11 protein-coding genes are annotated in these 19,490 nt (G+C 49.8%); 2 read left to right on the top strand and 9 right to left on the bottom strand.

Features of this window, described 5'->3' with window-relative positions; all coding sequences use genetic code 11:
* Positions 1-544: 544 nt before the first annotated feature.
* From PIL01S_RS16465 to PIL01S_RS16450, 4 genes are all read right to left on the bottom strand, one after another.
* Positions 545-5,515 (bottom strand): DUF4132 domain-containing protein, encoded by a 4,971-nt coding sequence (locus PIL01S_RS16465; protein WP_127538433.1) that lies wholly within the window; start codon positions 5,513-5,515, stop codon positions 545-547.
* Between the two features lie 22 nt (positions 5,516-5,537).
* The gene (locus tag PIL01S_RS16460; protein WP_127538432.1) at positions 5,538-5,957 is read right to left on the bottom strand and encodes a hypothetical protein; all 420 of its coding nucleotides are present in this window, start codon (positions 5,955-5,957) and stop codon (positions 5,538-5,540) included.
* Between the two features lie 282 nt (positions 5,958-6,239).
* Complete coding sequence (nasC, locus tag PIL01S_RS16455) at positions 6,240-8,372, bottom strand: assimilatory nitrate reductase catalytic subunit NasC (RefSeq protein ID WP_127538431.1); 2,133 nt, start codon at positions 8,370-8,372, stop codon at positions 6,240-6,242.
* A 31-nt stretch (positions 8,373-8,403) separates the two neighbouring features.
* Entirely contained in the window at positions 8,404-10,587 is a 2,184-nt protein-coding gene (locus PIL01S_RS16450; protein ID WP_127538430.1) for an FAD-dependent oxidoreductase, read from the bottom strand.
* A 430-nt stretch (positions 10,588-11,017) separates the two neighbouring features.
* On the opposite strand from PIL01S_RS16450, the gene PIL01S_RS16445 reads away from it, so the two are divergent.
* Positions 11,018-12,247 (top strand): nitrate/nitrite transporter, encoded by a 1,230-nt coding sequence (locus PIL01S_RS16445; RefSeq protein WP_127538597.1) that lies wholly within the window; start codon positions 11,018-11,020, stop codon positions 12,245-12,247.
* A 72-nt stretch (positions 12,248-12,319) separates the two neighbouring features.
* Here PIL01S_RS16445 and fabF read toward each other — a convergent pair whose 3' ends face one another.
* Positions 12,320-13,564: a beta-ketoacyl-ACP synthase II gene (gene fabF / locus PIL01S_RS16440; protein WP_127538429.1), complete on the bottom strand. Its 1,245-nt coding sequence runs from the start codon at positions 13,562-13,564 to the stop codon at positions 12,320-12,322.
* Between the two features lie 140 nt (positions 13,565-13,704).
* Here fabF and PIL01S_RS16435 point away from each other — a divergent pair, with 140 nt between their 5' ends.
* Complete coding sequence (locus PIL01S_RS16435; RefSeq protein WP_127538428.1) at positions 13,705-14,571, top strand: helix-turn-helix transcriptional regulator; 867 nt, start codon at positions 13,705-13,707, stop codon at positions 14,569-14,571.
* Positions 14,572-14,690: 119 nt separating this feature from the next.
* On the opposite strand, the gene PIL01S_RS16430 is transcribed toward PIL01S_RS16435, so the two are convergent.
* From PIL01S_RS16430 to PIL01S_RS16415, 4 genes are all read right to left on the bottom strand, one after another.
* The gene (locus PIL01S_RS16430) at positions 14,691-15,530 is read right to left on the bottom strand and encodes a MetQ/NlpA family ABC transporter substrate-binding protein (protein ID WP_127538427.1); all 840 of its coding nucleotides are present in this window, start codon (positions 15,528-15,530) and stop codon (positions 14,691-14,693) included.
* 74 nt (positions 15,531-15,604) lie between these two features.
* Positions 15,605-16,297, bottom strand: a complete 693-nt coding sequence (locus PIL01S_RS16425) for a methionine ABC transporter permease (protein WP_246058356.1) — start codon at positions 16,295-16,297, stop codon at positions 15,605-15,607.
* Complete coding sequence (locus PIL01S_RS16420; protein ID WP_127538426.1) at positions 16,270-17,058, bottom strand: methionine ABC transporter ATP-binding protein; 789 nt, start codon at positions 17,056-17,058, stop codon at positions 16,270-16,272. Before PIL01S_RS16420 ends, PIL01S_RS16425 begins: the two co-directional genes overlap by 28 nt.
* A 130-nt stretch (positions 17,059-17,188) precedes the next feature.
* Positions 17,189-19,474, bottom strand: coding sequence for an outer membrane protein assembly factor BamB family protein (locus tag PIL01S_RS16415; RefSeq protein ID WP_127538425.1), 2,286 nt, complete (start codon positions 19,472-19,474; stop codon positions 17,189-17,191).
* Positions 19,475-19,490 lie beyond the last annotated feature (16 nt).

Genomic DNA, 19,490 nt, shown 5'->3' with positions numbered 1-19,490 from the left:
AAGCATTCAGGCAGCCCTGCACATCGCTACGAAAAGTGCGGCTCGACAAGCGAGCGAGCAATTTCGCTTTCTTACGATAGCCGACCTGCGGATCAATTACATCCCCTTAAATATGGAAATGGAGCCGGAAGGAGTGGATTAGTTCTTAGGTATGATGTCAGAATTATTTCGTATAACATCATATGAAAACGAGTTAATTACATTTTTGTAACTCAAATCATACAAAACATTTACTTTTGAAAACAGTCGTTATGTCCCACTTTCAAATTAACAATTTATTCAATTAATTATCATATTAAGGAATTTCAATTGTGCACCTGGGCCCAAAGTCCATTTGTAAACGGATGCAATAAATTTCTTCGTTCCACATGGAAAATAAAAAGCAACCGAAGTCCCTTTTAACAGGTACCCCGGCTGCTATTTCTTCATTACTCACTCTAATAATATCGCATTTCTCTAGTCAAACTTCCTTAATTCTTACATCCATTCTTACTAACCATGTCACCTGCTCTGTCCTAATCTTGCCTGCGATCTCGAGTTACTTCTAGCTCTTCAGCTGCGCCAGGATTTGTGGATCTTTGATCTTCTTATCTTCTGCGAGCAGCATGATTTTGGATAAAATCTCAGCTGTTCTTGGATCTTCATCCAGGAATGGCAGGAAGATCCTCCCCCGATGCTGACTATGCACAGGTACGATATATAGCGCACCAGTTGCCTGTTTAAACACATTGCCACTGCCGAGATGAACGGCATATTCGCCAAGGTCGCCTTTGATCCGTGCATAATTGCCATCCAGTCGTACATTGTCTATCTTGAGCAGACGTAGGGATTCATTCACGATAACATGACGCATTTCAATCGTTGTCAGGCTGGCTTCCGGATCCACCCCGCCCACATGCGCAACACTGACTACCAGATCAATATCACGCATGACCTCCGAGAAGAAGACCTTCGGTACATCTTTCAAGGCTACAGGCTTATACGTTTTGCGGTCATAAAATTGTACTGTCTCCAGCGTAGGTGCTTCCGTATCTGCCGGTGAGAACCAGTCTGCCATGGCATACAGATTGGCTATCAGGTTATGCTCATAGCTGACTTTCTGCAAGCCTTCCTCATAACTGACGGTCCACTGGCGACCTTTCAGCAAGGCAACGGTCTTCTTCGGTTGAATCTGATACCCGGCATAACGGCGGGAGACGGTTCCATTCGCAAGCTCATCCTCATTTGGAAGGTACAGCTCACGGAAGACCTGTTTGAACGGCTGACGTGCCTGACGGGTGAACAGATCCCGCTGGAATTCGCTCCATGTCCCGCTGCGGAACAATTGCAGTGGATGTGCAATCACCAGTGGATCCTGCTCCTCCAATGCATGTGTGGTACGTTGTTCGCCAGGTACAATCAGGCAGGCAGATTCCGCATCGAAATACCCCAAACGGTCACCTGACTGGAACACCAACGTGCGAATCAGCGGTCGAATGACCGGATTTTGCATGAGGCTGGCAGCTTCCTGGACGGTAAAGGCCGTCTCTGCCGTCATGGAACGCTCCAGTTCCTGTTTTGCCCGGCGATACTGCTGTACCAGATCTCCTTTTAATTCCTTCAATTCCGTAATGTATCCGTCTTTCTTTAACCGTGCGGGTACCGATTTGAGTGTCTTCCCTTTACTTACAAGAACCAACTCGGACTGGCCTTCCTCATCAATGGCCAGTTGTGCTGTCGTTGTCTCATCCAGGGCCTTCGGTTCAAAATAGGATTTCATCTCATCCAGCTTGCTCGCTTCCATGTTCCAGATCAGCCGGGTGACATCCGTATACCCTGCATTGCGTGCAAGATTACCAAGAGCAATCTGCGCGGCTGCACCTTCGCTGGCACGACGCTGGGCACCAAATTGCTTGCTCTCCAGCAGGAATTTCTGAATGAAATCATAACGTTCTCGCAGATCCTGTTTCTGCTCCGCTTGGAATGGAATCAAACTGTACGTGAGCAGATGGTCCTTATTACGCTTCTCCTGTACAGATTGACGCATATCCTCCAGACGAAGCTTCCCTAACGCTGCATCGGCGAACAACTGGGATCTGCGGTGGTTTGCTCCACCGGAAATGTATTTGGCACAATCATATAACAGATTGAATCGTTCCTCGCCGACAGCAGCATAAGCTTCCTCGAACCAGGCAATATCAAATGCTCCGTCGTTGAATTCCTGCGGCGATATCGGTGAATAGTGAGCGACGATGGTCTCCTTTTCAGCCGTAAAGCGTTCATTAATATGGGCATGGAAGTACCATGCGGCACTGCGAAGTCCTTCCCATCCCAGATGCTTCGCTACGATCTCCATCCACTGCGGTGCGTACATGGCGGCTTCCAACAGCTTTTTCTCCTGAATCGGATATTGCTCAAGCAATTGCCCTAGGAGCTTCTCATCCTCACCCTCACGCGGATGACAGACTTGAATCAGGTGACTGAACGTCTCCTTGCGTGTTGTGTTATCTCCGTAGCTGTAGATATAGCCTCGTACAAACGTATCCTTATCCATGGCTGAGACAAGATGCACCCAATGCTCCATGCCTTCAATTCGTTCAAACTTCATGGCCAGTGTGCTGACTTCGGTGGAAAGCTCACCTCGTGTCAGTTCGATCTCCAAAATTCGTTCAACGACGGTATTCCGCAGCTCTATCAGTTCCGGATCATCCATGATGCCTTCGGTGCGTGTCGACGTCAGCTCACGAATGAATGCAAAACGCTCCCCGCCCGTCAGCAACTGACGGTATATCGTCTGCTTGTCAATCAAACGTAATTTGAATGCCCGCACGTAATCCTCGAATGATAAAAGGGAGAAACGCTGTGTATTTCCCACAAGGTTGATGAACTGATACGCCGTTTGGAAGAATCGTTGGAAACTGGCATCATCATATATTCTGCTTCTTACCAGGTAGTTCCACCGTTCCGTCAGGATATGAAGCATGCCAGCTTCCTTCTCCAGTTGATCGTCCGGCATACTGGCGATAATGGAAGCCCATGTTTTCTCCGCGATCTCAAATGTATCTGCAGGGTTGCTGTCCCTGAACGCGGCTGCAATCAATTCAGCAACCTGATCCTTGTAGGTCAGCGAAGCCGCCATCTGTTTCATTTCTTCCATATAGGAAAGAGGATAGGTCTGTTCGGCAAAAGACTTGCGCCAGCCTTCCAATAACGGGATTTTGCTTAATTCGTTATAATCATATTGATCGTGATAATAGCTGTAATGTTCATTTAAGTTGCCGCTCAGTGTGCTGAATTGCAAAATAAAATAAAGCTGCATGAGTTCCAGGCTGTTCAGATCACTCTGCGCAACATACGCCTCCCAAACTTCGTGGAGAGGATATTGCTCCATCTGTTTCATCTGATTTCGTTCCGCATAGGAGAACATAGAACGCAGGCCGGCTCCAATCAAAAGCGTCTCACGGTAGCCCGCATAATACTCTACCTCATACTCATGATCCCTGTGTTGATGGACCAGAGCATCTAATCCTTCCAGAAATGGTTTGGCCTTCTCCAGCGAGAGGGTGAAGATCTCCTTGGGATTGAAATCACTAAGATCACGCTTCTCCTCCAGCAGTGGCTCCACCCGGGATGGATCGAACAATCCAAAACCATTCGAAGAGGTATACCGGCTGCCCTCCTTCGTCAGCTTGTCCAGCAGCTTTTGCTCCTTCGCGGTAGGCTTCTGGATCAGTCGGGCTAACGGCTGTAATTGTTCATGTTGATCTGCACGTTCCGGATCTGCAGAAATCTCGGTCAACAGTTCCAGTGCGCCCAGACGCTGCAATTCATTCTTCGCCTTCAGCAAACGTTCCAGTGAAACAGCCAGTTGATCCACAGGTTGCAGCAAAAGAACCTGAATGACCTTCTGCCGAAGTGAACCGGTCTTGAGTTTGAGCAAGGCCTCCATCTGTTTCATCTCGTCAGTAGTCAGCACAAGCTTCCTCACTTTGACTAGAGCAATCTCCCGGTTGCTCATGCTTTTGTCGGACAGGCTCTCAAACACAAACTGTCTTTGCACCTCGTTATCGGGCTGCTGAACGAACTGGGATAACAGCTCGCCTCGAAGTTCCGGGCTCAGCATGTCCTTGATTGCAATGACTTCTCCGATCCAATCGGGGTCCATATCATACGCAGCCAGATAGAGCATTTTTTTGACCACATCATTCCGTTCAATCCGGTAATGGACATATTCAAGAACGCCAGATGGTCCACCTTCCCCTCCCAGAGGAATGCGGTCCAGCAGCTGCTTAAATTGATCGAAGTCCTGACGCCGAATTGCCTTGTCTTCAAAGACAGGCAGGGGCGAAATGTGAATGCTGCGCTGATTCTCTCCATCCTCGAAGTGCCAGTTATGCATGTACATGGCATCATAGTTTTGGATAGTCCAGTGCATCAGCTCCAGATCCTGTACGTCCAAATACCGACGGGCAATGCTTAGCCGCAGGTCACGATTCTGACTGTTCGCAAGCACATATTGCGCAACAATTTTCTGATACAGTTGGCCTTGATCCATAATACGGATCAATTTGTCATTGAGATGGTCCTCTTCAATAACAGCCGTCGCCCACAGACTGATGAATATCTTATTGGCATTTGAATCCTGCTCCCAATCTTCACGAACAGCTGCATCGGTCAGCGCTTCATAGGCTTGCTCAATCAACTGTGATGCAACGCGCGAATTGGCCGCTTCAATTCCGAGCCCTGTCCATACAGCCAATGCTCGAACCACTGAACTGAAACGAATCAGATTGTGATCGATGATTACTTTTATTATGTATATAAATGCTTCAATGGTTCCTTCATCCATCCGTTCAACGATACTCTGGCGCAGTCCTTCCTGCAGCCTTGCTGCCACAAGCAGCTCACCAACCATATGGTACGCCTCTGTCTGGTCACTCATGAATATGCCTTTGATCATCTCGCCAGTAAGCAACGCCGACTGATTGTCGCCATATATGATCTCGTGTAATGCCTGCTTCATATCTCCGTTGCCATGGTCCAGTTCATAGGCGATGCAGTCCGGAAGCACAGTTCGGATCTCATACAGATAATCAAACTTGTATTCACGAACAGATACATATTCGTCCATGGAGAATTGCCGCATCTCCATGCGCAGCAGTCCAATGAGTTTCCGGATCACCTGTCCAATATGCTGTTCAGGATCGGAAGTGCGAAATGGCCGGCGCTCATACATGATGCTGTACGGGTAATTTGTGGCGCGGTCAGCAATGTAACGGAATCGTTCCACCAACCGTTCATTCACCAGCTGCCCAAGCACGTTCAGCAAGGGTTCAAATAAGGGCTCTCCCGTTTCGGCAGCCTGCTTTTGCAGAAATTCCTCTGTATTCAGATATACTTTTTCATCTCCGCGCAAATATGTGGAACCAGCCATCTCCACCACATATCCTGCAAGCTCCTGCCAGGTCCCGTTCAATGACTCTGCCTTCTCTTGCAGACCGTTGATATACACCTGTTCATTATCGTTCTGATTCATCCAATCTCCTCCTTATCATTTATTACCACAAGCGGCCGGCAAGCATGGTGAACCGGATAAACACCAATTCGTCATCTTCCTGCAACTTCAGTGGTGCATCCAGCTCGGACAATTCTTCATCATTGAGGAAGACTTTGTATAGTCCATCTTCATAAGCCGTCATAGCCGTTTGGACCGCATGCTCCAGGCCTTGAATCTCCTCATTATACACTTCACCAAAGCCGACTTTTCCCGTTAATCCCTTAAGTTGAATCTCCTCAGGCATAAGATAGGTGAGTAACGCCGCACTGTTTTTCTTCTCCTGAAGAGCGTTCACCTGCACGTGTACCATATGTTTAATTAGCTCTCGTAACGTTCCGGTTGTTTCCGGAAGTGCTGTGGCTTGTTTGGCAAGTGCAGGCTTGCGTTTGCCCAGGCTTTTGACCGTGACCCATACGTTCACAACGCACCCTCCCTTCTTCTATATGAACTGACTAGTTACGTCTCACCAGTCTAGTAAAAAAACTAAAAATGCGTACACATGTACCCCTTATTAGCATCATAACCAATATTTCCGCCACAATCATGAGCCATTCCTCACGTTTACCTGAAACCTGCGAACTACTGCACTCCCAACGTACTTACGCAAAAAAAGCCGGGTTGTTCCAATAACCTTGGAACTCCCAGCCACATCAGCATTCATGCAGACCTGATTTGTGTTATGAGAAAATGAACAGCTTTGGATTCATCTGGCCAATCGCATGGGGCGAATCGTTACAGCCGCCGTTTTGAAGCCTGGCATACGGCAATAAGGGTCCAGTTCGGGTCTTGTCGCCCGATTGACGTTCTGAATGCCACCCCAATGCATCGGTACAAACAGCGTGTCTTCGCGAATATGTTCCTTAATACGTGCACGTACCGTGAAGCTCCCATGCACGGATTGAATCTCGACCCACTCTCCATCCATAATTCGATTACGCGCAGCTGTAGCCGGATGAAGTTCCACAAAATTCTCCAGTTCACGGGCTTCCAGCGTTGGGCTCCGATGGGTCTGTACGCCAGTTAGATAGTGAGGAAGGACGCGGCCATTGGTTAGAATCAGAGGAAATTCCCGCGAGACATCACGCCAACCAGCACTTAATTCACTTGTAAATGCAGCCCTGCCGTCCTCATGGGCAAACCGCTCACTGAACAGCAATCCTTCACCCTCATCCTCCAGAGAAACGCAGGGCCAATAGATACCTTTCTCCGTCCGCAGTCGTTCATAGGTCATTCCGTAGTAATCTGCAACCCCGCCCCGGCTGGCCAGTCTGAGTTCATTGAAGATATCCTCGGCACATGCATATTGAAAATAAGAAGCTTTGCCGAGTCCGCTGGCGATGGAGCATAGAATATCCCAATCGTGACGGGCCCCTCCTGGTGCAGGTCTGCCCTGTTCCCGTAACAGCACCCGGCCTTCCAGATTGGTCAGCGTACCTTCGTTCTCCAGATAAGCCGTGACCGGAAGCACCACATCAGCCATCTTCGCCGTCTCGGACAGAAACATATCCGCCACGACCAGAAAATCCAGCTTGCGGAGGCCTTCTTCCACCAAGCGCACATTGGGATTGGATACAACCGGGTTGGAGCCCATCACAAGCAGGGCACGGATCTCCTGCTCATGCACCCGTTCCATCATTTCATAGGCAGATACACCTTTCCCCGGCAAGGTTTCAGGCGCAACTCCCCAGACGGATGCTACATGTGCGCGGTCCTGTGCATTTTCTATGGAACGATATCCTGGCAGCTGATCGGCCTTCTGCCCATGCTCTCTTCCGCCCTGTCCGTTTCCCTGTCCAGTGATCGCACCGTAACCACAGCCTGGTCTGCCGATTTTTCCAGTCGCCAGTACCAAATTAAGAAAATGACGGACAGCGAGATGTCCATCCGTTTGCTGCTCCACTCCGCGCGCGGTCATGATCATGCCTGTCTCCGCCCGACCATAGGCCATTGCGGCCTGACGAATCATAGCCAAGTCCACCCCGCATTGTGCTGCGGATTGTTCCAGGTCCATCTCGCTCAGCGCATTCCGCAAACTTTCATACCCTTGGGTTCTTGCATCAATAAAATGCTCATTCACCAGCCCGGCTTCCATAATGATCTTCAGCATGATGTTCGCAAGCCGTGCATCCATACCCGGCTTGACCTGCAAATGAAGGTCGGCAATGGCTGCAGTAGCTGTCTTGCGCGGATCAATAACGATGATATACGCTCCATTTTCCTTCGCCTGGTTGAAATAAGGCAGCAGAGTGGGCTGGCACTCTGCAACGTTAGTCCCTGCAAGTACAATGCACTCGGCCCGAGGGATGTCGGACAAGCGGAATGTCAGCCCCCGATCCATACCAAACACCTTACTTCCTGCAGAGGCAGCGGCAGACATGCAGAAGCGACCGTTATAATCAATATATCGTGTCCCTAGAGCAACCCTTGCGAATTTTCCTAGCAAATAGGCTGTTTCATTGGTGAGGGAACCCCCTCCATACACACCGATTGCATCGGCACCATATTGATTCTGAAGACTGGTAAAACGCCCTGCGATATATTCAGTGACTTCTGGCCATGAAGAAGGTATCAGTTCACCATCCCGGCGGATGAGAGGCTGCAGAAGTCGCTGTCCACTCAGTGCATGCTGATGTGCATTCATGCCTTTGACACACAATCTCCCCTGTGAAGCTTCATTCGGCACGCCTTCAACGGTGTACGTGGCACGGCGCTCACCAGCGATGGGCCCAGCAACTTCCTCGACGGTCATTTTGCACTGTACGCTGCAATAGGGGCATTGTGTCTCCCGTACATGCAGTTTTGAAACAAACGAACTGTGTTCCATTGATGTCTTCATTCCATCTTCACTCCCTTCCCTACCTTTTTGATCAAGTAAGTGTCAATTCGCTTACCGTTCTGCCCGCCAACTCGTTCTGGAATTGTTGATCCAGCAGATTTTCGCGGATTGATATGAATCCCAATCGCTCTACCCATGCCCAGAGGGGTTCATCGTACCAGGCGGTTCGGCGATACCACTCCACGCATGCCGAGATCAGCCGCACTGCATCTTTTTCCGTCTCGGCAAGTCCGAGGAGTCCCCCCTCTTTTACCGGATGGGCTGCATGACCACCCGCGTAAATTTCCCAGCCGGCGGGAGATTCCTGCAAACCGATATCCTGCACGATGGGGCTGACCCATGAGCTTGCTCCACCCGACAAGACGACCCTCACGGGAGCAGGCATATCTGCATTAACCCACCTGAATTGAAGGTCCTCTGCCATGGCTTCGAACTTCATATCACCTGCATGGACCTCGATACCCACAACCGCGCCCCGCAGGATATCATTCCGGTTTCCAGCCCGATCAGGCTGATGCAAACTTATCCACTTTCCGGTTATGTTCAAATAGTAACGAAGTGCAGGATGGCAGATATGGCAGCCTTCTTCTGTTCTCCAGTCCAGCTGCTGCATGATTCTTTTCATTCCATTTCCCTCATGAATTCCATACAGATGGTGATGCTCTACTGAAGCTGCAAGCTCATAGGGATCTCCATCCGACAACCCATTGAGCGCTTCTTTCAGTGAGGCATGGCCCAGATCCGTACAACTGCAAACGGGCCATTCTGTCGTTTTCGCCGCAGCTGCTGCTTCGCTTGCACTACCGCCGTTTTTCTGGAGATGCAGAGTGTGCTTCACAAGGGCGGTAACCATTGGACGACATCCGCCGCAGGAACCGGAGGCTTTGGTATGCTCCTTCACCTGTTCAGCAGTCTGCAGCCCCTTATCCTGTATGGCCCTCATGATCGTCACTTTGCTCACATTGTTACAGGCGCACACCGTCTCCTGATCAGGCAATGCTGCTGCTGCCTTCTCGGCTGGATTCGTCCCTTCCTCGCGCGGAGCGAGTTCTTCGATGCCAGCCCCACGCTGTACAAGTCCCAATAGGCTGGCACTCTCCGTCGTATCCCCGAACAGGATCGCTCCACTTACGTGCCCTTCCTTCATCAATACTTTCTTATACGTACCGCGAATACCATCAAGCATCTGTACAGCCGTCCGCATTTCTTCTCCGCTAATGTTTCCGGCCGAGAACACATCAACGCCAGAGACCTTCAGTTGGGAATAGGGAATAGAACCCTTATACGCTGTTGTCTCCTGCCCACATAAAAAACGTGCGAGTACCTTACCTTGCTCATATAAAGGAGCTACCAGACCGTAACTGATGCCCCGATGTTCGGCACATTCACCGACAGCATAAACATCAGGTACGCTGGTACGCATATAATCGTCGACCACGATCGCCCGATTAGTCCTGATTCCGCTCCGCCGGGCCACGTCCACATTGGGGAGAATGCCCACGGCAACAACGACAACCTGTGCTTCAAGCCTGGATCCATCTGTAAATTGAAGCCCCTGTGCCTGGGACCGGCCAACGATTTTCTGTGTGTTTTTGGCTAACAGGAACGACATGCCTTGAGCTTCCAACTCGTGTTGAAGCATGGTCGCTGCCTGCAGATCCAACTGCCGGTTCATAATATAAGGTGCGTTATGCACCACGACTGCTTCCATTCCCAAATGCAGCAGCCCGCGGGCAGCTTCAAGTCCAAGCAATCCGCCACCAATAACGGCTGCCTTGCGGTGTACTTTGGAATAATCGGACATGAGCATGCAGTCATCTATCGTGCGGAAGGACATAACCCTCTCTTTATCCACGCCAGGAATGGGCGGAACAAACGGAGAAGACCCCGTCGCCAGGATCAGAATATCGTAGGACTCCCTTATCCCGGACGACGTTTCAATCGTTTTAGTTTGAATATCGATCCTGTGGACGACCTCTCCCGTACATAGCCGTATGCCATGCTCCTCATACCAGCTCCAGTCGTTAATGATAATGTCCTGCAGATCGTGCTCGCCCTGCAATACTTTGGATAACATGATCCGATTGTAGTTGGGACGTGGTTCACTTCCGTAGATGACAATCTCGAATGTATCCGGAGATGCGGCTATGATTTCTTCCACACACCTAACACCTGCCATCCCGTTTCCAATAACGACCAGTCTCTTCTTGCTCATGGGCTGCCCCCTGTCTCTATTACATGTTGAGTAAAAAATAAACAGAAAAATCCCTTCTCCATGGATCGGAAAAGGGCACCGTTGCCTCAGGAATTCACACGCCATTGTGTGATTTCATATTAAATTCAGATTACGGCAAACCATATTATGTGTCAACAAAATTAACACACATTTCCGAATTAACTTTCAAAACGATTTAATTAAAATTTTTATGTTATTTTTCTTGACACACATAAATTCTCTTTTTATAATTTGAATCAAAATCACCGTGCTGTGATCAAATCAGGTGCAGGAACACAATGACGTGTCCTGCCTGTCGGCAATGAGGCCGCAAATCGTTCATCATCTGGACGAATTGCGGCCTTTTTCTGCCTGAACTGCACAAAGACAGGGTAAGATTATTCAATTGGATGAGGAGCGATGCTGAATGGTGGAGAGCAAAAGTTTTTGGAAGAGCGGGCATAAGCCCAGCCTTTTCGGGGCATTTCTGTATTTTGATATCAGTTTTATGATTTGGGGCATGCTTGGCCCCCTCGCAGTTGTTATTGCCATGGACTACCCGATGACCCCTCTGGAAAAGGCCAACCTCGTGGCATTGCCCATCCTTGGCGGCTCCATTCTTAGACTTGTGCTTGGCTTTATGTCCGATTATATTGGTCCAAAACTTACGGCCCAGATCGGAATGGGAATAACGCTAATTCCCTTATTATTAGGCTGGTTGTGGGTGGACTCACTAAGCCAGTTATATGTTGTTGCTCTCCTGCTCGGTGTTGCCGGGGCCTCTTTTGCCGCCGCCCTTCCACTCGCAGGACAATGGTATCCCAAGGAGCACCAGGGACTTGCCATGGGAATCGCGGGAGCAGGGAATAGCGGGACGGTACTCGCTACCCTTTTTGCCAACCGACTGGCTACTCATTTCGGCAGCTGGGAAGTCGTTTTTGGACTCGCCATCATTCCAATCGTGGTCGTTTTTATCCTTTTCTCTATCTTCGCCCGTAACAGTCCCAACCGGCCAGCACCGAAGAAGCTCTCCGAGTACGGCACCTTGCTGAAACAAAGGGATGCCTGGGTATTCTGTGCATTTTATTGTGTTACCTTTGGCGGTTTCGTGGGATTGTGTAACTATCTGACCATCTTCTTCAACACCCAATATGGCTTATCTCCTGTCCGGGCCGCTGATATCACAACCTTTTGCGTTATTGCCGGAAGCTTCTTCCGACCTGTTGGCGGTTACTTGGCAGACAAGATCGGTGGTACGCGAATGCTGACATTCCTATACACTGGTGCCTGTGTCATGCTTGTAGGTGTATCTTTCCTCCCTCCACTTCCTGTGGTCGTCGTCATGTTATTCCTGGGCATGATGTGCCTTGGGGCTGGTAATGGTTCCGTGTTCCAGTTGGTTCCACAGCGTTTCGGCAATGAAATCGGTCTGATGACAGGCATTGTCGGCGCGGCAGGTGGCTTGGGTGGATACGCACTCCCGTTGATTCTTGGTCAACTGTATAGTTCCTACCAGTCCTATACGCCGGGATTCGTCATCCTTAGTCTGATCGCAGCCGCGTCCATGCTGCTTGTACTGGTTATGCAGTCCAAATGGCGCGGCCAATGGCTGAAGAAATCTTTTACGAGCAAAACGGAATCAACATCCCTCTCTTCATAAAGAATACAGGTGACCAAACACACATAAAAAAGAGAACAGCACAGCCCTTCGGCTGCTGCTGTTCTCTTGTTGTCAGGACGAATGTTTGCGAAAAACAACGACGGCATTATGCCCGCCAAAACCAAAAGAATTGGACATTCCGATCTGCATCTCTGCCTCCCTGGCTTCATTAGGTACATAATCCAAATCACAGTCCGGGTCCTGCTGCTCCTGGTTAATCGTTGGTGGAATGATGCCATGCTGCAAGGTTTGAATTAGTGAGATAGCTTCCGCTCCACCGGCGGCTCCTAACATGTGCCCAGTCATCGATTTATTGGCCGTCACGGGAATACGATAAGCAGCTTCACCGAAGAGCTGTTTAATCGCTCGGGTCTCCGAGAGATCTCCTGCTTCGGTACTGGTTGCGTGGGCGTTAATCACATCCACGTCATCAGGCTGAAGCTTCGCGTCAGCAAGCGCAGCTCTCATGGCCAGGAATGCTCCGCGGCCTTCCGGATGGGTTGCTACCATATGATATGCGTCTGAACTGGCACCATATCCAACAATTTCAGCCAGGATATGTGCGTTTCTAGCGAGAGCGTGGGATAGAGACTCTACCACCACAATCCCCGCACCTTCTGCCATCACAAACCCATCTCTTCCAGCGTCAAAGGGGCGACTCGCCGTTTCATAGGCTTCGTTTCTTGTGGATAACGCGGTAGCATTACCGAAGCTGGCCAGCGAAACTTCCGTGATAGCCGCTTCGGTTCCCCCTGCAATAATGACATCTGCACCTCCGTCACGAATTAGCCGGAAGGCCTCACCTATGGCTGTATTTCCAATGGAACAGGCAGTCACAGGGGAAAGAGTCGGTCCCCAACATCCGAATTTCATGCTCACCATGGCAGCTGCCATATTGGAAATCATCATTGGCACAAGGGTGGGACTAACTCGGCCTGGACCACGTTCGGACAACAGCTTTCCTTGCTCCATCAGTGTTTGAATGCCGCCGATGCCGGAACCAATGTATACCCCAACCCGTTCCCTGTCCACTTTCTCCATATCCAGTCCCGAATGCACAAGAGCATCGTCAGCTGCCGCTACAGCAAATTGGCAAAATCGATCCATACGGCGGGCTTCCTTGCGTCCGAAGCGACCCTCTCCGTCAAAATCTCGGACAACACCAGCCATTTTGGTTTTATATAAAGTGGTATCGAAGCTTTCAATTAATGATATTCCTGACTGCCCTTTCACAAGTCCGTTCCAAAATGTATCTACATCATTGCCAAGCGGCGAGACAATTCCCATGCCGGTAATCACAACACGTTCGCGTTCCATATCTAACTCATCCTCCCTAGCCATTCAGGCTAACCGACTGAACTTCTGCATTTATATTGGCACGTGCAGTATCCTATTACAAGTTGTGAATTATAATAGTATAATGACTACCATGATAAATGAGGTTGGGGTGGAATGAGATGAACCAGGATGTCAGGCTTCAGGCTTTATCCGTATTTTTGAAAACTCAACGTGCCAAAATAGCTCCGTCAGCGGTCGGTTTGCCGGAAGGCACCCGGCGCAGAACACCGGGTCTTAGAAGAGAAGAGGTAGCCCAATTGGCGGGCGTAAGCACGACTTGGTATACCTGGCTTGAACAAGGAAGGGATATTCAGGTATCCCATTCGGTGCTGGATAACATTGCTTCCGCACTCAGATTGACCCCGGATGAACGCAAGTACTTGTTCTCCCTTGCCATGGAGCATTACTCCGAACTTCATATCCGTGAGGAAGAACCTTACCAGCTCCATCCTTCCCTGCAAAAAATACTGCAGGAGCTCCAGAATTGTCCCACCATTATTTCCGATCGCCGCTGCTACATTGTTGGCTGGAATGAAGCAGCCAGTCATGTCTTCATTGATTTTGAGCAGATTCCTGCCGAACAGCGAAACATGATTAGTCTATTATTTGAACGAAAGGAATTTCGGAGACTGGCAGTCAACTGGGAGGATTTTGTCCTCGGATACCTTGCGATCTTCCGTGCCTATTACGGCCAATATGTCGACGATGAATGGTACAATCTGTTTCTGAATGAAATGATGGATCGATATCCGGAGTTCCAGTCCCTATGGAAACAAAGCAGCGTGAGCAGTGCACCAGACGTACTGATTGAATTCAGACATTCCAGAGCAGGCAAAATGTTGTTCAATCTGACCTCGTTACAGGTTCAGGGTAATACCGATCTGCGTTGCAGTATATACACTCCTGCACAGGATACGGCCACCGAGCGGAAATTGGTGCGCCTTATGGAACGTGAGAAGGAACGTCAAGCCAGACCTAACGTTTAAACAGTATTCCCATGCAACCAAACGAAAAAAGATCCGAACGGTTTACGCTCGGATCTTTTTGATGATCATCCAGCCCTTTGTATCGGATATGGATCAGATCAATCTATGCATAGCAACTGTTATTCGAACGCCGGAATGGCGATGTCTGCATACTTCTCTTCGAAGAAAGCCTTCACTTCAGGGCCTGCCATACGTTTGGCCAGCTTCTGAATGGCTTCGGAATCCTTGTTGTCCTCACGCGCAACCAAAGTGATGGCAAAATGGGAATCATCCTTCTCTGTGAACAGTGCATCCTTCTTCGGTGTAAGTCCCAGCGGGCTTGCATACGCCGGTGTCATGGCAACCAGATCTGCATCATCCAGCATGCGGGCCAGCATGAGCAGGTCTACTTCCTGGAACTTGAAGTTCTTCGGATTCTCGATAATGTCCGCCTGTGTAGCGTTGAATCCTACGCCTTCTTTCAGCTTGATCAGACCGTTTTGTTCCATCATCACGAGTGAACGTCCGATGTTGGAAGGGTCATTGGCAATAGCGACCGTTGCTCCTTCAGGCAGTTCTTCAGTGGTTTTGTACTTTTTGGAATACGCACCGTAGATCGCGTTGTAGATCGGCTGTACAGCTACCAGGTTCGCATTATTGGCTTCGTTGAATTGGTTCATATAAGGCACATGCTGGAAGAAGTTAGCGTCAACCTCCTTGTCTTTCAAAGCCGTATTCGGTTGAACGTTATCGGACAGGACGACGACTTCCAAATTCACGCCATCTTCCTTGAGCAGCGGCTTCACAATATCCAGTACATCGGTCATTGGCGGAATCAATGTAGCCACTTTCAACGTAACTTCCTGAGTCGCCTGGCTGCCTTCATTATTACCTTCCGCAGCGGGTGTCTCTTCTTTTTTGCCGCATGCGGATACAACCAGCATAACTGCGAGCAGCATAAGGATCATTTTTGCTTTCATTTTCATTCTAGCCCCTTCATCGTGTAATCTGTAATGTCATCCTAAATTCTTCTCGCCCTTTAACCTTGTTTGCCTCATGATCTGCGATCAAGCCAGCGGGATAATCTGCTTCCGGTAAACTGGATCATCTGCACCAGAATGATCATAATGATGATCGTAAATACCATGATCTCCGTCTCGAACCGCTGATATCCGTAACGAATGGCAAAATCACCTACGCCTCCACCGCCGACAATGCCCATCACTGTGGAATAGGAGATAAAACTGATCGTTGCCGTGGTCAGTCCGAGTACGAGACCTGAACGTGCTTCCACATACAAAAATTTCAGCACAAGCTGCATGGTTGATGCACCCATCGAGGATGCCGCCTCAACCACACCTTTGGGCACATCGAGCAGTGCCTGTTCTACTAGGCGGGCATAGTAGGCAATCGCAATAACGGAAAGCGGCACCGCCGCTGCCAAGGTCCCCATCGCCGTTCCCACAATCATCCGCGTGAACGGAATCATGAATACGACCAGCAGCAGAAACGGGAACGAACGAATGATATTGACCAGGCTGCCCAGAATCGTGAACAGCGGCCTGTTCTCATATCGTTGTCCTCTTCGGAACAGATACAGCAGCGTGCCGAGTGGAAGCCCAATCAGGACAGCTGCTCCAATCGAGATGCCAACCATGACAAAGGTCTCTCCGATCGCCTTCCATATCTCATCCTGGTACTTCAATATGGATTCAGGTATCATCGTTCCTCGTCCTCCGCTTCCCATGGCTCCGCCTCTTCACCTGTAAGCAAGGACGTTAGCAAATCCGGCTGTGGTGCGGGAATACTGCGTACTTCCGCTTCCGTTAGCGTTCGGACAATGCGCCCTTCCCTCATCACCGAAATTTGGTGGCAGAGTCTGCGCGCAACCTCCATCTCATGCGTAACCAGCACGATGGTCACACCCAGTGTTTCATTCACATGGCGCAGCACATCCAGAATACCATTCGTTGTCTGAGGATCGAGCGAGGACGTTGGTTCATCGCAGAGCAATACATCAGGCCGGCTCGCAAGAGCCCTCGCAATAGCCACGCGCTGCTTCTGTCCTCCGCTTAACTGGGCGGGATATTGTTTCGCCTTATCCTCGAGGCCCACGAATCTCAACACCTCAAGTCCACGTTCTTCCCGTTCTCTCCGGGAAACACCCGCCAGTTCAAGAGGCATGCATACATTGCCAATCACCGTTCGGTTGCTCACCAGATTAAAGTGCTGAAAAATCATGCCGATGGAACGACGCGCCTGACGAAGGGCTCTTTCGCTCATCCGGGTCAGCTGCTGTCCGCCTACGGTTACTTCACCGGAGTCCGGCTTTTCAAGCCCGTTCAGCATGCGGAGAAGCGTTGATTTGCCCGCACCGCTGGAACCAATGATACCGTGAATCTCTCCCTGTCCCACTTCAAGCGAGACAGAGCTTAACGCCTCGAATCCCTGATCAGCCCGGGACCCGCGTTCGTTATAACGCTTGCTTACGCCGTATAATGAAATCATGGAGATTCCTCCTGCGATTAATCATGCATGGTCCTTCGAGAACACATGAAGAAAGCCCGCACAGCCGATAACCGGAGCGCGAGCAATCCTGTTCATTTATAATAAAGCAACATTCTGTGTGAAACAAGCCTTAACGAGAGATATCTGTTTTTAAATCGTTCACATGATACAAGCTGAATCTGCCGTTCGAAGAACCGATGTAGATTTCATCCCCTACCCGATTTATTGTGCCATTCTTGGCATCCCGATCCCGGTGTTCCGGCGACCCCATAACCACGTCATGTACGCGACCGAGCAGTGTACCATCCTCTTTGTTCATGATCAGAAGATCCTCACCCATGGGTAACAGAAGTTGTTCATCGATAACCAGGTAACTTCCCTGGTTGGTAGGGTATCTCAAGGAAGAGATCGTATATTGTGCGTCCCAGCGCGTTTTTCCTGTAGTATAATCCAGTGCAGCTGGGTAACCGTTCTTGATCACAAATATTTGATCGTCTGCCACAAGTCCTCGCTCAACCTTGTCGTTTAACGTCCATCGTTTTTTATCGTTCCTGGCATCATACAGCGTCGTTGTAAAATCGGAATAATCCCCGTAATGCTCACCTTGCTTATTTTCGCGGATCAACAGCATGCCATCATTCAGCACTTCGAAGCGCTGTCCGTTCCGGGCCTGAAAGCGAGCAAGCTTCTTGCCTGAATTCAGATCGATTAACACCCACTGCTCCCCTAGCAGCATCCAGCGTTCAGGCTTTGCCTCCGCGAATGGATCAAGACGGGTTATTCCGTCGAAGTACGGATCATTCTCGATATGATCCACAGTAGGCTTAACGGTTTTGATACTCCATACCGTACGACCTGATAGCGGGTCAGCTGCAACCAGTTGATTTTTCTCCCAATACATCACATACGGGTCATCTGCCGTCTGGTTGAACAATTGATATCCGGCACTTAGCTTCTTAGTCCAGAGGGTTTTGCCATTAGTACTGTTCAGCACGGAGATTCGTCCCTGACTGGAGCCTTCCGCTACCGGGCTATCCACCACCACAACATTCTCCGCAGCTGTAATACCACGAACTGAAAGTTTGGAGCCGGTTTTGTACTCCCACTGCACTTTTCCATCCGATAGTTTGATGTGACGTATGCGATCCTTGTATTCCTTATCTCCCGGAGCATAGGACGTAAAGATCGTCACGCCCTCGCGTTTCGCATCCAATTGCGCTTGGAGTGCACCGAAGCCTGCATGGATCTCCCACAAATTCTTCCCGGTATGCCGATCAAGAGCGTACACGGATTTGTCATAATGCATGCCGCTAAATCCACCGTCGTCTCCTTTCATCAGAAGCACATCCTCTGTTGCTGCTTGCAGAAAGGGATAATTCAGCTTGCCCTGATTGGTCCATGTGGATTTCCACGGTAACGTTGCAGGCAGGGTTTTGCCAAGAATTTGGGTTGTGAACCGATAGTCGTCCGAACGACTGAAACTCCAATCCGAAGGGACCACATTATTACGATCATCCACCGGGATGTTCCAGCGTGTCTGCTTCAGCTTTCCCGTCTTGCTGAACGTTACCAGAAACTGTGCGTCTTCCCGCTCATATCGCCAGGTCTGTCCAATGCTCATGGAAACATTGGTTTCATTCAGATTCTGGGAATGCTCTTTCCAATCCGGCTCGCCGAGCCACTGAGCAGCTTGTTTTGAGGTGGTGCTTTTATCTAATAAAATATCCGTCAGATGACGCACATCCGTTGTAGACATGGAAGCCTGATTCCCGAACCAGCCGTCCGTTACGTTCACCCGCTGCTGTACGTCCTTCGCCCTAACCCAGATTATTGCTGGACGGTATACGTTCGACTCTTTGTTCCAGGTTCGCGGGGCAACGGAAACACCATACCAATCCTTCGTCGCTGCAACGATTAGCGCATGATCCGTTAGCGAACTGGCAGAAGGCCAGCTTGTCTGGCTTCCAGGGTACAGATACAGTTTACTTCCCGCCCGGAGTGTAAAGTTCTGCGGAGTGGACCTTTTCATCGTCTGGCTTTCCTTTGATGCGTACCATCCCGGTACCCAGAAACTCCCGAACTCGCTATGATTCAATCGGATCCATTCTCCGCGAACAATCTGTACTTTCATCTTTTCCCCGCCGGAGGTATATGTAGATATTCTCATCAGATCAACGGGAACCTTGTGATCAACCGTTTGGGCATACATAGGCAGGCCTTTTCCCAAAGTAACGGTTTCTCCGGCTTTATAGGTTATTGATGCCGATAGGGCTTGTGTAACTGATTCTGGGGCTTGGCCTTCACGGGCAGCCACATTCAGATCCAGCAGCATGTATCCTGTAACCATCGCAGCAGCTACTCCGGTAATGGTGATCCAGCTGTAACTCCTTTTGCGCCAGTTCCCGCCTGTCTTCACGCCTGTTCACTCCATC

Source organism: Paenibacillus illinoisensis NBRC 15959 (assembly GCF_004000925.1).
Classification (GTDB): domain Bacteria; phylum Bacillota; class Bacilli; order Paenibacillales; family Paenibacillaceae; genus Paenibacillus; species Paenibacillus illinoisensis.
This window is presented reverse-complemented; position numbering and strand designations above follow the sequence as displayed.

Excerpts from the sequence above, each read along its gene's own strand:
- PIL01S_RS16425 (WP_246058356.1), bottom strand. The coding sequence starts at position 16,297 with ATGGGAAGCGGAGGACGAGGAACGATGATACCTGAATCCATATTGAAG.
- PIL01S_RS16420 (WP_127538426.1), bottom strand. The coding sequence starts at position 17,058 with ATGATTTCATTATACGGCGTAAGCAAGCGTTATAACGAACGCGGGTCC.
- PIL01S_RS16465 (WP_127538433.1), bottom strand. The coding sequence starts at position 5,515 with ATGAATCAGAACGATAATGAACAGGTGTATATCAACGGTCTGCAAGAG.
- fabF (WP_127538429.1), bottom strand. The coding sequence starts at position 13,564 with ATGGAACGCGAACGTGTTGTGATTACCGGCATGGGAATTGTCTCGCCG.
- PIL01S_RS16435 (WP_127538428.1), top strand. The coding sequence starts at position 13,705 with ATGAACCAGGATGTCAGGCTTCAGGCTTTATCCGTATTTTTGAAAACT.
- nasC (WP_127538431.1), bottom strand. The coding sequence starts at position 8,372 with ATGAAGACATCAATGGAACACAGTTCGTTTGTTTCAAAACTGCATGTA.
- PIL01S_RS16450 (WP_127538430.1), bottom strand. The coding sequence starts at position 10,587 with ATGAGCAAGAAGAGACTGGTCGTTATTGGAAACGGGATGGCAGGTGTT.
- PIL01S_RS16430 (WP_127538427.1), bottom strand. The coding sequence starts at position 15,530 with ATGAAAGCAAAAATGATCCTTATGCTGCTCGCAGTTATGCTGGTTGTA.